This is a genomic window from Leeuwenhoekiella sp. NPDC079379 (assembly GCF_044542075.1).
Taxonomy (GTDB): Bacteria; Bacteroidota; Bacteroidia; order Flavobacteriales; family Flavobacteriaceae; genus Leeuwenhoekiella.
In genome coordinates this window covers 1-14,918 of sequence record NZ_JBITTU010000001.1, presented here as the reverse complement: position 1 = coordinate 14,918, position 14,918 = coordinate 1, and the positions used below count along the sequence as shown (strand labels likewise).

Below are 14,918 nucleotides of genomic sequence, written 5' to 3'. Positions count from 1 at the left end.
GGCCTTAGTATAAAAATGTTTAAATCTATATGCTAATCTATAATAGAAACGGTTAATGTTTTTCCTTCTTTTTCAACTTTAGCAAGTTTTTGTCTGGTAAGGCCTTTTATTCCTTTATCCCATTTCTTATTACTTAAGTCACTTGCTGATTTTAATTCTTCTAACGGAAGGTTTTTTTCTTTCTTTAGAATGTTGAAGATTACTTTTTCATCTTCAGATAAATCTACTTTTTTACGCTCAGGTTTCATCTGAGGAAAGAATAAAACTTCTTGTATAGATTGATTGTTTGTTAAAAACATTATCAATCGATCCATACCTATACCTAAACCAGATGTAGGAGGCATACCATACTCAAGTGCTCTTAAGAAGTCATTGTCTATAAATTCTGTAGCCTCGTCATCTCCTTTTGCGGCAAGTTTTAATTGTTCTTCAAAACGCTCACGTTGATCTATAGGATCATTTAATTCTGAGTACGCATTTGCAATTTCTTTACCGCAAACCATAAGTTCAAAACGTTCGGTAAGCTCTGGGTTTTCCCGATGCTCTTTACAAAGCGGACTCATTTCTTTAGGATAGTCTGTGATAAATGTAGGCTGTATAAAGTTGCCCTCGCATTTCTCTCCAAAAATCTCATCAATGAGTTTCCCTTTACCCATCGTGTTATCTACTTCTATACCCATCTCTAGGGCTGCACTACGAAGCTCTTCTTCCGATTTACCGGTAATATCAAAATTAGTAAACTGCTTTATAGCATCGGTCATAGTGATGCGCTTGTAGGGAGCTTTAAAGTCAACCTGGTGGTTTCCGAAATTAGCTTCTGTAGTACCATTTACAGCTAGAGCACAATGTTCTAGTAGATTTTCTGTAAACTTCATCATCCAGTTGTAGTCTTTGTACGCTACATAAATTTCCATAGCGGTAAACTCAGGGTTGTGAGTACGATCCATACCTTCATTTCTGAAGTTTTTAGAAAACTCATAAACCCCATCAAAACCACCTACAATTAAACGTTTTAAATAAAGTTCATTAGCGATTCTCAAATATAGAGGAATGTCTAAGGCATTATGATGCGTAACAAATGGTCTTGCTGCTGCACCTCCAGGTATAGATTGTAATACAGGAGTTTCAACCTCAAAGTAACCTTTGTCGTTAAAGAAATCACGCATAGCTGTAAATAACTTGGTGCGTTTGATAAAAACCTCTTTAACCTTTGGATTTACAGCAAGATCAGCGTAGCGCTGACGGTATCTCATTTCTGGATCTGTAAACGCATCATAGGTTTTACCGTCTTTCTGTTTTGGTATAGGTAATGGCTTTAAAGCCTTACTTAACAGCTTAAAATTTTTAACCATCACAGTTTTCTCGCCAACCTGAGTTGTGAAAAGCGTTCCTTCAACACCTATAAAGTCTCCAAGATCGAGTAATTTTTTAAAGACATCATTATAAAGTGATTTATCTTCCCCTGGGCAAATTTCATCCCTATTAAAATACAGCTGAATGCGACCTTCGCTATCTTGCAGTTGCGCGAAAGATGCTTTGCCTTGTATGTTGTGAACCATAAGACGACCGGCAATAATCACCTGCTTGCCTTCGGTAAAATTAGATTTAATCTGTTTTGAAGTATGATCTACTGGGTATAAATCTGCCGGATAAGGGTTAATCCCTAACGCTCTTAATTTACCTAACTTTTCGCGTCGTATTAGTTCTTGTTCTGAAAGTTGCATAAGCTGTCTTTAATCCACCTTGTGGAATTTAATTATTTGAGGAGCTCCCCAAAATAGATGTCATTTTAAAATCAATGGTTTTGCTCATAAAGCAGGCACTCATTTGAAGCGCAAATATAACAACTCGCCCGCGACAAATCAATAACTGTAACAAAAGCTTCTTAGATGTGTCAAATAGATCATCAATCATCATAAATTAAATCAAAAAATGAGTTTTTTAAGAGCACTGGTTGCAATTTTTTTACCGCCACTCGCGGTACTAGATAAAGGTTGTGGTTCTGTATTAATTGTAGGTTTACTTACACTGTGCGGCTGGATACCTGGAATTATTGCAGCATTAATAATTGTGAATAGAAAATATTAAGCTTGCCTCTTAGTAATTGTATCTTTGCAGTATGAATAAGAAAATTCGACTAGAAGATTTAGGAAGTCGCGATTACAAGGAAGTTTGGGACTACCAGGAACGTCTTTTTAAAGAGATTTTAGATCTCAAAATAAGAAATAGGAGAGAAGATTTAAAACTTACGACGCCTAATTACTTAGTATTAGTTGAGCACCCTCACGTTTATACCTTAGGTAAAAGCGGGGACATTAGTAATTTATTGATTTCTGAAGAACAATTAAAAGCAAAAAACGCTACGTTTTATAAGATTAATAGGGGAGGAGATATTACGTATCATGGTCCCGGACAAGTTGTGGGGTATCCTATCTTAGATTTGGAAAATTTTTTTACAGATATTCATAAATACTTAAGATTTCTGGAAGAGACCATAATTTTGACACTTGCCGACTATGGTATTAAATCTGAACGGTCACCTGGTGAAACCGGAGTTTGGTTAGATGTAGGAACCCCATTTGCTCGTAAAATTTGTGCAATGGGCGTGCGTGCGAGCAGATGGGTCACTATGCACGGCTTTGCATTTAACGTAAATGCTAACCTGGGTTATTTTGATAATATTATTCCCTGTGGAATAAAAGAAAAGGCAGTTACCTCTTTAAATGTTGAATTAGGCAGAGCCAAAGTTGACGAAGATGAGGTTAAGCAAAAAATTTTAAAGCACTTCGCAAATTTATTTGAAGCAGAAGTTTTAAAATAGTTGCTAGTTAAAGTTGAAGTTCAGTGAGAATATTAACACTTGAGACCTGTCCTTTTTTGTTATAATCTACTTGTTTTATAAAACCAACACCTTCAGCAAACCAATGTTTTACGAAGCCTGCATTTTCATTTTGAGGTTTCATACTGGTTTTAGATTCAATAACAATACAGTCAAAAGTTCCTGCAGGAGTGGTAATTGTTTCTGTAGCCGTAACACAACGGTCTCTTAATAGATACTTCATCTTGTGTTTAATGGGAGTAGCAAGAATGTCTATTTCTAAAACAGCATCGTCAAGAGATTGTCCTACTTCTAATTTTTTAGGTACCTCAAGTGATATTCTTGATATATCAAACTCAAGATTACTATACTCATCATATAAAAAGGCGGGTACTACGTTACGGTGATTAAGAACTACAGATTTTGAAGTGCACTCGATCTCATAATTTGACTGTTCTAATGTATCCCGTTCTTTGGATGCATCTTTATTTACAGCAGATAGAAAAGCTTTTTTACCATCTAACGTCTGCTTGATACGAGAAACCTCATAATTTGTTACTGAAAGTAAATTATTTGCCGTTCCATAAGCACTCATCTCAAAAGTACTATCAGTGTTTAATGTAAAGAGACTCGAGCAATTTTCTTGAGAAATACACTTATTAATCAATAGTGTATTAAAACAGATTAAAATGTAGAATGCTTTCATATCAAAAGTTTTAAATATTATTTAGGATAATACATCCCGGCAGTTTAATGTAAATCAAAAATTGTCATTTATAATATATGACTACCATTTTTAGTTTAGGGAAACTGATAGCGAATTATAAATTAGCACATTATATACTGATAATTTATCTAAGACTTAGAGAAGGCAAATAAGTACAGTTAAAAATATTATATTATTTTAGAATATCGAATAGGAAAATCCCCCTTTAACAAAGGGTTGCTTAACAGGGAAAAACTCAGTTTATTTGATAAATTATAACGCTGTTTGACTCACCTTTGGTAACTAGGCCCATTTTAGCGGTAGAATTGAGGCTGCCTGCATTAGCGTTTGAAGAACCATAAACAGGGAAATTGGGTAAAAGAATACCTTCGGTGTTAAAGAGGTATATTTTATTTGTTTGTAAATCTGTGAGAACAACATAGTATTTTTTCTCAAATCTTATAACTTTAAGACCCTTGTAAATACCAAGCTCAAGTTCTTTCTCATGGCCATTAATCACAAGTTTATTTTCAAACAACGCAGCTTCTACAGATCCTAAGTTATCATATAAGAAGCCAGAACTTAATTTGTTTTTCTTAGTTGTAATCTTTCCACTTTCTGAAATTGCAATCTGCGTTCCATCAGCTTCAAAAAGTATAAAATTTCCATTTTTAATAGAAATCGGATACCCAGAAAATTTAAATTTCTGATTTATGGTTATTCGATTATTTCCGCGGCGATCCAGAATATTTAAAGATCCATCTTCTAACTGGGTTAGTATGTAGTCTTTAGTTCCTGACCGTAGGTGTTGAGGCGCATTTAAAAGATTTGAGGTTTTATCGTAATCAAAACCTTTTACAATAGATGCAGTATTGTCAAGCATTTGTAATGTTGCTCCCTGCGTAATTACAAATCTATAATTACGGCTGCCGTCATAATCAAAAACGGCTAGTGGTTGTGTTATTATGTTTTCAAACTTTTGCCCGAAGGGTTTTACAATTTCTCCATCACTAGCTAAAATATAAAATCGATTTGCAGTTGTAAAAGCATATTGTAATCTTCCGTTTTTATAAAGATCTACCTGTTGAATTTTACCTAATATAGGTCCGTCTATTTCTTTTTTCCATTCTATTTTCCCGCTGCTATCTATATGATACAGATTGTTTGAAATATCCTGTACAAGAATGTTTTTGCCCTTAGTTCTATAATTATCGAGTAGCTGAGGACTATCTAATACATCATTATCAAGTTTTATACTGGCAATTTGAGAAACCTGAGTCTTTTTATTGTGAACATTATATTTGCTAATAACAGCATTTACGTAAGTAAAGTTATCTGCTTGTATAAATTGTATTCCAGCATTAGGGTAGTCTTCAAGATTAATTTTAGTTAAAATTTTACCTTCAGACTTGTCTACCTTCTTTTCTAAAAATGTTTTTTGTGGAGATACATTCCCATAATAAAATAATGTAGATTCATCACTTAGCTTCTTTTGAAACTGTTTATAGGAATCAGAATTTGTAACAACAGCACCATTTTGATAATTAGCAATAAGATCTTCTAGAGCACTAGTTGTTTTAGAAAACACATAATAAGAGTCAAGTTTACAATAAGTGTGAACCGCAGGCGGATTTAGTAATTCTGAAAATGGTCTGTTAAACGCAAGTGAGTCGGTTAATTCGTAAATAGGAATTTCTCTATATTCAGATCTTTTAGAAGAATAGGCTGCTAGCGCCTTTTCAGAACTTTGATTATCTACGCTATTTGCAAAAATTAAATTTTCATTACTCGTATAAATAAGCCCAACCTCATTTACAGACTGAAAAAAATCCTCTAATGGGAGTTTAAAATCTTTGAGTAAAATCGCTCTTTTTTCTGCTAAGTTAATTTTGTATTGTTCCCAGTTGTTAACAGATAAGCTGCTAAACCCAATGCTTGAAGCAGGAGTTACTGAAGCAACTTTAGAAGAACCAGACTCCAATTCATTTAGAAGAGATAATGTATGGCCATTCTCGATAGCAGAAGTAAGTACGCCTGTAAATTGAGTTTTTTTATTATCGATTTCTAAATCTATAGCTGCCCACTCAAAAGGAACTTCTTTCAATGCAAATTTATACTGTGATAAAATATCTTTAAAGAGACGTTTATAGTAACTACCCTTTATGTATAGGTTTGCGTGACTGGCATCACTGGTTTTAATCATTTTTTGAAGAGAAGAATCTATGGGATCTCTACCTGTATTGCCTTGAAGTATGGTGTTTTCTAAAACTAGCTTTGAAGTGCTGGCAATTAGAATCTCGTTGCTTATTATATAATATACTTCTATCTCGTTAACTATATATGTGTTTATAGTAGTGCCTTCATAATCAGTTTTTTTAAGACTTTTAGTAAATGTAGAGTCTTTTAAAGCAACGTTTTTTGAGACCTCAGTAAATAAAGCAATATCATAATCGTTATCTCCTAGAGCTACAAAAGAGATATAGCTCTCATTTTCGGGATTAAACTTTGAAAACAGGCTAGCATAGTTTTCTAAAGTTTTAGCAAAACCGGTTGGTTTTATTTTATTAGCTAGTTCATTAGATTTTAAATTGTTTTTAAACGTATTCCAATTAGGTACCCTTAAAATCGCCGCTGATTTATGAGGAATTAAATGTAGAAGATTTGTATCTGCTTCCGGCTGCTTTGTGCAATTAGAAAAAAAAAGTATAAGCACTAAAAGCAAGAAAATATTCTTCATATAAGATTAAATAGAGAGATCAAAATTTTTGAACTGTAAAGATATAAAGTCTTCCTAACGCAATTAAAATTAAATCTTTTCAAATCTAGTCTATAAAACCTCAGTAGGAAGTAGTTTAAAGCTTTTGCGATGATATATTGTGTCGCCAAACTCTTTAATAGCGGCTCTATGTTCTTTGGTAGGGTATCCCTTATTTTTAGCCCAATTAAAATGAGGATATAATTTATGAAGCTTAATCATATATCTATCTCTTTCGGTTTTTGCTAAAATCGACGCAGCAGCAATTGATAAGTACTTACTATCTCCCTTAATTATGCACTCATGAGAACAATCTCTATACTCCTTAAATCTATTTCCGTCTACTATTATATGTTGAGGAGCGATTTTAAGCGATGCAATGGCCAGATGCATCGCTTTTATACTAGCATTTAATATGTTAATCTCATCAATTTCTTTAGGGAATACATGTGCGATAGCATATGCTACAGCTTGATCTTGAATTAGAATTCTTAATCGTTCACGAGATGAATGTGAAAGTAATTTAGAGTCATTTAACAGTTTATTTTTAAAATTAGCGGGTAAAATTACTGCAGCAGCGGTTACAGGTCCAGATAAGCAACCTCTTCCGGCCTCGTCTGTACCGCATTCAATTAAATTAGTTTGTGAAAATAATTTTAATGGCATTTTATTTATTAAAAAAAAGGTTATATGGTTGATTATAAATTAAATATAATTCAATTTAATTTTTAGGAGAGTTTTATGAAGAGTTAAATTATTATTATTAAAAATGCAAAAGAACCATTAAAAGTGTAATTAAAGTTCAAAATACCCTTAAAAATTAAAGATTGTTTATGTTAATTTAAGGTATGTTTAACTAATTTAATTGCATTTGTGAGAAAGTTTTGTGATGTTTGCGATGGCAAATTCAAATAAATAAATTTTATGAAATCAAACATTACATGGTGCTTAGCGCTTTGTTTACTGTTTATCACACAGTTAACATTCGCTCAGCAAAAAACAGTTACAGGGACGATCACTGATCCAGACGGAGTGGCATTACCTGGAGTAAATGTTCTCGTTGAGGGGACTAATACAGGGACACAAACCGATTTTGATGGGAATTATTCAATCACCGCTAATCAAGGTGATAAATTAGTTTTTTCTTATATAGGTTTTCAAAAACAGACAATATCCATAGGAGCGTCTAGTACTATTAATATTTCTCTTCAAGCTGGCGAGGCGTTAGACGAAGTCGTAGTTGTAGGTTATGGTACATCTACAAGAGAAGCTTTTGCAGGTACTGCAACAACAATTAAGGCGGAAGACATAGAGTTGAAAAACTATTCTAATGTAACGCAAGCATTGGCTGGTGAAGCTGCAGGTGTAACAGTAATTAATACATCAGGTCAGCCAGGTACTACATCTACAGTTCGTATTCGTGGTTTTGGTTCTGTAAATGGAAATCGAGACCCTTTATATGTTGTAGATGGGGTTCCTTTGACCACAAACTCTCTAGATGCTAATGGTAATAATGTTAGTACAGGTAGTTTAAATGCAATTAATCCTTCAGACATTAAGTCTACAACAATTTTGAAAGATGCTTCTGCTACAGCTATCTATGGTTCGAGAGGAGCTAATGGGGTTGTTTTAATAACAACAAAATCAGGATCTTCTGCAAAAGATTACATCGAAGTTGATGTTAAAACTGGTGTGAATATGCAAATACTACCTAGGTATGATGTGATAAGATCTCCTGAAGAATCTATAGGTCTAGTGTGGGAGGCAAAAGTTAATCGTGAGCGATTAAATGGAAATGCAGACCCAATTGGGACGGTAAATAATACCTTATTTACGACTATTTTAGCTCCTGGATATAATATGTGGAATGTTGCAAATGGAGCAGAATTAATTGATCCTGCTACCGGTCAGGTAAGACAAGGTGTGACACGTAAGTACAATCCTGAAAGTTTTGAAAATCTATCTTTTAATTCTGGATATAGAACCGAAGTGAATGTAAGAATGGGTGGAGGTAATGAAAAATCCAAATATTTCTTATCAGGAGGATATCTTAATGATGATGGGTATGCAATAAATACTGGTTACAAAAGGTATAATACAAGGCTTAATCTGAATTCTCAGGTTAAAGAATGGTTAAATGTAGGTGCGAATTTAGGTTACACTTACTCTGAAAGCCTGAATAATGGTCAAACTGATGGTGCTGAAAACTTATTTGAATTTGCGGATAAAATAAACCCTTTTTATCCTGTTTTTTTAAGAGATGATAACGGTGAGAGAGTTCCAGATCCAATTTATGGTGGCTTTCAATATGATTATGGTGGAAATTCTGGTTTTAGAAACAGACCAAATGCTAATAATTTAAATCCTATAGCATCTGCTCTCTATGATATAAATGGAAATGATAGAAATGAGATTATTGGTAGTTTCAATTTAACTTTAGATATTTTAGAAGGTCTTACTTTTGAATCAACATTTGGTATGCAGTACTATAATGATGTTTTTAAATCAATGGGTAATCAATTCTATGGTGTCTCAACTGCAAATAGTGGGGATTTATTTCGTAGAAATACAGAAACAATTACTACAAATTTTTTACAGCTTTTAAGGTATAAAAAAGACTTTGGTGCTCACTCTTTTGAGCTTCTAGCTGCACATGAGAGCAATGATTTTGAGCAAACTCTTGAAACAGCGTTTAAAGCTAAGGCAATTATTCCTGGTGGCTTAGAGTTAGATAATTACATAATTAATCTTCAGCAACCTACTGGTTTTAGTCAAGCTAGAACTTTAGAATCATATTTTGGTCAATTAAACTATGATTTTGATAATAAGTATTATTTAACAGGTTCTATAAGACGTGATGGTTCTTCAAGGTTTGCTAATAACAAATGGGGCACATTTGGTTCAGTTGGTGCTGCTTGGGTTATCTCTAATGAAGATTTCTTAGCAGATAGTAACTTATTTAATTTCTTAAAAATTAAAGGTTCTTATGGTGTAACAGGTGATGAAAGTGGAGTTGATTTTTATACTGGTATAAACACTTTTGATGTAACTAATGTTAATAACGATTTTGCGGTTGCTCCCGAATTATTCGCAAACCCAGATCTTACTTGGGAAACTGCTAATCAATATCAAGCAGGTATCGAATTTGGTTTAGGTTCTTATATTGATGCGACAGTAGATTACTTTATTAAGGATACTGATAATCTTATCTTTTCAAGAAGAATCACTCCATCTTCAGGGGTTGCTACAATTACAGTTAATGATGGTGTTTTGAGAAATAGTGGTTTAGAATTTGATGTTACAGGGCACATCCTAAAAACGTCTAATGCTTTTGTAGACTTGTCAATTAACGGTGCGATTTATAGTAATGAAATTAGAACGATGCCTCTTGACCCAGAAACGGGTGCGCCTTCAGTTCTTAATATTGTGGGGGCTTATGGTTATTCTAATGGTTCTTCAATTTATGATTTTTACATTAGAGAGTATGCGGGTGTAGATCCTGAGGATGGCTACCCTATGTGGAATCAATATTTTGATGATGCAAATTCAAATGGAACTTTAGATGCCGGCGAAAACGCAATAGCATCTTTAACTCCCTACCTTGATGAGAATCCCAATGCTAATGTTGCGAGTCAAACGACTAAAACTTACGCAAATTCTACTCAGAAATATGTAGATAAATCTGGTATTCCAGATATTCAGGGTGCATTTAGATTAAATACTGGTTTTTATAATTTTAGTTTATCGGCTCAGTTCACGTATTCTGTAGGTGGTTGGGGTTACGATAGCCAATATGCCGAATTGATGCACGATAATAATGGAGGTATAACAGCACAGAACCGTCACACAGATGTTCGTAATAGATGGCGTCAGCCAGGGGACATTACCGATGTTCCTTTAATTGCAGATCGAGTTATTCCTAATGTGAACTCGCAGTCGACTAGATTTTTAACTAAAACAGATTTTATTGCGTTAAACAATGTTGTTTTAGGGTATAATTTCCCCAAAAATACTTTAGATAGATTGGGACTAGCAGGTTTAAATTTATATGCCTCTGGTGATAATCTTTATTTTAAAGGTGCTAGAGATGGTTTTAACCCTACTACATCTGAAAGTGGTAATTCAGGTAGAGGATTGTATGCGCCGCTTACAACTTTTACCTTTGGATTAAGAGCTAAATTTTAAAAAAAAAGAATATGAAAATTTATTTTAAACAAATTTTAGGGCTCGTCTCTATTGCCGTTTTAACAGTCGGTTGTAGTGAAGAATTTCTTGTAGAAGAGCCAACAGGAAGTATAATTAATGCAGATCAATTATCTGATGCTGTTGAGTTAAACCCTTCATTGGGAGCAGGTACTGTTACAGGTATTTACTCTACTATGTTTACCACCGGAACTGGGGGTACAACTTCTCAACAAGATTTTGGTCAAAAAGGTTATGATGTTTATGCAGATATGCTTTGTAGTGATATGGCATTATCAACTAGTACCTACGGGTGGTATCGTGCTAGAGTTACTGAATATCAAGCTCCATTAGATTTCACCCAATTGGAGAATTATCAGGTTTGGCGATATTACTACCGTATAATAAACCAGTCAAATTTGGTTATTGCAAGTTTAGGAGGTAATGACGCAATACCAGAAAGTGATGACAATAAATATACCTTAGGTCAGGCATTAGCTATGAGGGCGCATTCTTATTTTTATCTGACTCAGTTCATGATAAATGATGTCGAAGCTTCATGGAACTCAGAAACTTTACCGATCTACACAGAGCCAGGTTTTGTAGGTAATCCTAAATCAACTACGCAGGCAGTGTATGAGCTTATGGAGAATGACTTAACAAAAGCGATTACATTATTAGAAGGGTATTCTCGCCCTACTAAAACACAGGTAGATATATCTGTAGCGCAAACTATTTTAGGTTATGTACTTGGGTCAACTAGAACTAGATGGGCTGATGCTGCAACCGTTACTAATGCTGCTCTAGCTAATACCAGTGCATCTTTATTAATTGGTATTGATGATCCAAATACAGCAAATGATGAAACTCAAGTTGTTAATGGTGTTAAAGGAGGTTTTAATGATGTAAATTCAAGATCTTGGATGTGGGGTGTAGACCTCAATGCAGATATAGGTTTAGGTTTAGTTTCTTGGTGGGGTCAAATAGATTTATACTCCTATAGTTATGCAGCAGTAGGGGATAACAAAGCTATGGATGCAGATTTATATGAAAGTATGGCTTCAGATGATATTCGTAGAGGTCAATTCTTAAATTCACCAACATCTTCAAGATATTTACAGCCATACTTAAAGTTTTATGACTCTGATAAAGTTGTTTTTGGGACATCTCAAATTGTTAAAGCAGATTATGTTTATATGAGATATGAAGAATTATTGCTTTTAAATATTGAAGCTTTGGCAAAATCGGGTCAAGAAGGTTTAGCTAAAACTAAATTAACAACATTCTTAGAGAATAGAGTTGGTGATGTTTCTTATGTTGCAGCACTTAGTGGCCAAGCGCTTTATGATGAGATTTATAAGCAAACAAGATTAGAACTTTGGGGTGAAGGTAAGAGCTATTTAGCAATGAAGCGCAATAAGGCTACAATTGTTAGAGCAAGTAATCACTTATCTTTTGTTGGTGTGTCTATTCCTTTTGATGATGAAAAGTTGACTTTTGAAATTCCACAACAAGAATTGCAGGATAATAATAATATAACTAGTCAAAACTAGTATTTATATAGTTTAATATTTAAATCTAAAAACCACCCTACTCGGGTGGTTTTTTTATGCCATAATTTTCCTTACAGCTTTACGTTTAAAAACTATATTTTTGACACAAACATTTTTGATGCGTAATAGCTTACTTTTTATAATAGGTTTATTTTTTGGGAGTACACTTTTTGCTCAGGTTGATGAACCAAGAGGTTTAGAGCCTGATGGTGATTCTCAAAGTGGCTCGATAAGACCTAAGGCAAAAAAAGAACAAGAGCGCCCGCCTATTGAATTATATAAAATGTTTACAGTAGACAACGATACCACTATTGTTGATACCTCGTTGACCATTCAAAAACTCTATAAATACAATTATCTAAGAAAAGATAATTTTGGATTACTTCCGTTTTCAAACGAAGGTCAAACCTATAATACTCTTTTATACAGTTTTTCTTCTCAACGCATAAGGCCATTATTTGGTGCTAGAGCACGACACTTCAATTATATGGAGGTGAAGGATATGTTGTATTATGAGGTTCCTACACCTTTATCAGAGTTGTATTACAAAAGTGTATTTGAACAGGGGCAAAACTTAGATGCTTTCTTTACGATGAATACCTCACGTAGATTTAATTTCTCAATTGCTTATAAAGGGTTGCGTAGTTTAGGTAAGTATCAGCATATATTAACGAGCACCGGTAATTTTAGATTTACAACAAACTATAAGTCTAAAAATAACAGGTATGAATTAAAGGCGCATTACGTTGCTCAAGATTTGCTCAATCAAGAAAATGGCGGACTTACAAACCAGGCTTTAATTAATTTTGCAGGTAATGATAGCCAGTTTCAAGACAGGTCTAGATTAAGTGTAAACTTTGAAAATGCAGAAAGCATTCTAGATGGCCAGCGTATTTACATAAACCATAAATACGATTTAATTCAGCAAAACGATAGTGTTTCTAACAATAGAATTGAAGTTGGGCATATATTTAACTATGATGATAAATATTATGAGTATCGGCAGACTGCTCCTTCGTCGTTGTTTGGCAATTCATTTGTAACCACAAATCTTAGAGATAAGGTAGATGTTACAGATTTAAATAATGAACTTTGGGTAAAGTATACAAATAATATTTTGGGTAGTATTTCTTTTCAAGTAAACCATACCTATTATAAGTATGGTTATAACTCTGTGCTTATTCAAGAAAATAATAGAATCCTTAATGTATTAAATGGCAATTTAATTGCTGCTGGGGTAAGTTTTAAAAAGGCATACAGAGGTTTTCAGTTAAAGGGAGAAGCGCAAGCAAATATTTCGGGTGATTTTGATGGATATGATTTAAAAGCCGAAGCGAGTTATCAAATTAATGAAGATGCAACTTTTTCTGGAGGTATACATTTAAATGCCGCAGCAGCTAATTATAATCATTTATTATATCAGAGTAGTTATGAAAATTACAATTGGTACAATGCCGAAAACTATGATACCGTAAAAACGAATTCTTTAGATTTTAGTATAAAATCTAATAAATGGCTTAATGCTTCTGCTAGCTTTGTGAATATTAAAGATTACGCTTATTTCGCTATAGACCCAGCAACCTCTCAGGTAAATTCATTTCAGACAAATGATAACATTACTTATTTGAAGTTAAAGGCAAGTAAAGAATTTAGGTTTGGTAAATTTGCTTTAGATAATACTGTTGCATATCAAACAGTAAGTTCCGGAGATTCTTTTCTTAATGTTCCGGAGATTACAACTCGTAATACGGTTTATTACACAGATAACTGGTTTAAAAAAGCCCTGTTTGTTCAAACGGGAGTGAGTCTTAATTATTTTACTGAGTATGCTATGAATGGTTACGATCCTGTTTTAGCAGAATTCTATGTTCAGAATGATCAAGAATTAGGAAGCTTTCCATTGATAGACTTATTTTTTAATATGAAAGTTCGCCAGACCCGTATATTCTTTATAGCAGAACACATCAATTCATTAGCATCTAATAATAATTACTACAGCGCTCCTGGCTATCCTTATAGAGATTTTACATTACGATTCGGTTTAGTGTGGAATTTCTTTCTATAATCTTATTAGTGGTTTTAACTGCCTTAAGTAACGACCGGGCTATCACTACTCACTTAATTTAAAGACTTAGGTCTTTAAATTAGAGCTCAAACAGGCCGTTTTATTCCCCTTGATTCTCGCGAAGATTCAAAATTTATTTTACAATAAAACAAGCGCTACAAGATTGTATTTGAACGAGTAGATTCCTTTAATTTATGTAGATCGATCTTTTTTAATGTTTATCTAAGGAAGCTAGCTTAAGCTAGATCCCCAAAATTAAGAATACTTTAAAATTAATTTGAGTTGTAAGGTGTTGATTATAAAGCTTTGGTAAATTACTTTATAAATACTTTTAGAAAAGGCTTGTTGGGTTAGATAATCGTTCTATATTTGCGCCTCCAAAATCGGGTATAAAAATCGGTTTTACGTTCTTAGAAAGTGTGGTTTGAAAAAAAGATACGATTAATTTGTTTTGAATTAAAAAAGGGTAGTATCTTTGCCCTCCTGAATTTTGGCAACGAAATGAGGATTAGTTCTTGTGAGATTTATTAAAAATCAGCTTAAAAAAAATATAATTTTTAGCTTGTTTGGTAAATAAAAAAGGTTGTATATTTGCAGCCGCTTTCACAGAGAGCAACGCACATTGAAACAGGGTGATTTGGTAATAAAAATAAGGTTCGATTCCTTAGCATCTAACGAAGAAATTCTCTTGAGATATAGAGAAAGTTCCTTGACATATTGAATTGACAACGCGTATTATCTAGAGATAGATAATATTTGAATTAAAGACTAGAATAACCATTTTGAGCATTTGCTTTTAGGAGCAGATAATTAGATTTCCTTATATCGTGGAATATTAT

The 14,918-nt window shown here is 33.6% G+C and carries 9 protein-coding genes; 5 read left to right on the top strand and 4 right to left on the bottom strand.

Annotation, left to right across the window (positions count from 1 at the left end):
- Positions 1 to 32: 32 nt before the first annotated feature.
- Positions 33 to 1,724, bottom strand: coding sequence for a lysine--tRNA ligase (gene lysS, locus ACIGAM_RS00045; protein ID WP_396509446.1), 1,692 nt, complete (start codon positions 1,722 to 1,724; stop codon positions 33 to 35).
- 208 nt (positions 1,725 to 1,932) lie between these two features.
- Here lysS and ACIGAM_RS00040 point away from each other — a divergent pair, with 208 nt between their 5' ends.
- Positions 1,933 to 2,088 (top strand): YqaE/Pmp3 family membrane protein, encoded by a 156-nt coding sequence (locus ACIGAM_RS00040; RefSeq protein ID WP_396509445.1) that lies wholly within the window; start codon positions 1,933 to 1,935, stop codon positions 2,086 to 2,088.
- Positions 2,089 to 2,119: 31 nt separating this feature from the next.
- Positions 2,120 to 2,821 (top strand): lipoyl(octanoyl) transferase LipB, encoded by a 702-nt coding sequence (lipB, locus tag ACIGAM_RS00035; RefSeq protein WP_396509444.1) that lies wholly within the window; start codon positions 2,120 to 2,122, stop codon positions 2,819 to 2,821.
- Positions 2,822 to 2,828: 7 nt separating this feature from the next.
- On the opposite strand, the gene ACIGAM_RS00030 is transcribed toward lipB, so the two are convergent.
- The 3 genes from ACIGAM_RS00030 to ACIGAM_RS00020 form a co-directional block, all read right to left on the bottom strand.
- Positions 2,829 to 3,524, bottom strand: a complete 696-nt coding sequence (locus ACIGAM_RS00030) for a hypothetical protein (RefSeq protein WP_396509443.1) — start codon at positions 3,522 to 3,524, stop codon at positions 2,829 to 2,831.
- A 256-nt stretch (positions 3,525 to 3,780) separates the two neighbouring features.
- A complete protein-coding gene (locus tag ACIGAM_RS00025; RefSeq protein ID WP_396509442.1) occupies positions 3,781 to 6,261 on the bottom strand; it encodes a hypothetical protein in 2,481 nt (826 codons plus the stop codon).
- 90 nt (positions 6,262 to 6,351) lie between these two features.
- Complete coding sequence (locus tag ACIGAM_RS00020; protein WP_396509441.1) at positions 6,352 to 6,945, bottom strand: ribonuclease HII; 594 nt, start codon at positions 6,943 to 6,945, stop codon at positions 6,352 to 6,354.
- 258 nt (positions 6,946 to 7,203) lie between these two features.
- Here ACIGAM_RS00020 and ACIGAM_RS00015 point away from each other — a divergent pair, with 258 nt between their 5' ends.
- The 3 genes from ACIGAM_RS00015 to ACIGAM_RS00005 all read left to right on the top strand — a co-directional run bounded on the left by ACIGAM_RS00015 (position 7,204) and on the right by ACIGAM_RS00005 (position 14,079).
- The gene (locus tag ACIGAM_RS00015; RefSeq protein WP_396509440.1) at positions 7,204 to 10,464 is read left to right on the top strand and encodes a SusC/RagA family TonB-linked outer membrane protein; all 3,261 of its coding nucleotides are present in this window, start codon (positions 7,204 to 7,206) and stop codon (positions 10,462 to 10,464) included.
- 11 nt (positions 10,465 to 10,475) lie between these two features.
- A complete protein-coding gene (locus ACIGAM_RS00010) occupies positions 10,476 to 12,014 on the top strand; it encodes a RagB/SusD family nutrient uptake outer membrane protein (RefSeq protein WP_396509439.1) in 1,539 nt (512 codons plus the stop codon).
- Positions 12,015 to 12,114: 100 nt separating this feature from the next.
- Positions 12,115 to 14,079: a putative porin gene (locus tag ACIGAM_RS00005; RefSeq protein ID WP_396509438.1), complete on the top strand. Its 1,965-nt coding sequence runs from the start codon at positions 12,115 to 12,117 to the stop codon at positions 14,077 to 14,079.
- Positions 14,080 to 14,918 lie beyond the last annotated feature (839 nt).

Coding starts and splice junctions, on each gene's coding strand:
- lysS (WP_396509446.1), bottom strand. CDS start 1,724: ATGCAACTTTCAGAACAAGAACTAATACGACGCGAAAAGTTAGGTAAA.
- ACIGAM_RS00040 (WP_396509445.1), top strand. CDS start 1,933: ATGAGTTTTTTAAGAGCACTGGTTGCAATTTTTTTACCGCCACTCGCG.
- lipB (WP_396509444.1), top strand. CDS start 2,120: ATGAATAAGAAAATTCGACTAGAAGATTTAGGAAGTCGCGATTACAAG.
- ACIGAM_RS00030 (WP_396509443.1), bottom strand. CDS start 3,524: ATGAAAGCATTCTACATTTTAATCTGTTTTAATACACTATTGATTAAT.
- ACIGAM_RS00025 (WP_396509442.1), bottom strand. CDS start 6,261: ATGAAGAATATTTTCTTGCTTTTAGTGCTTATACTTTTTTTTTCTAAT.
- ACIGAM_RS00020 (WP_396509441.1), bottom strand. CDS start 6,945: ATGCCATTAAAATTATTTTCACAAACTAATTTAATTGAATGCGGTACA.
- ACIGAM_RS00015 (WP_396509440.1), top strand. CDS start 7,204: ATGAAATCAAACATTACATGGTGCTTAGCGCTTTGTTTACTGTTTATC.
- ACIGAM_RS00010 (WP_396509439.1), top strand. CDS start 10,476: ATGAAAATTTATTTTAAACAAATTTTAGGGCTCGTCTCTATTGCCGTT.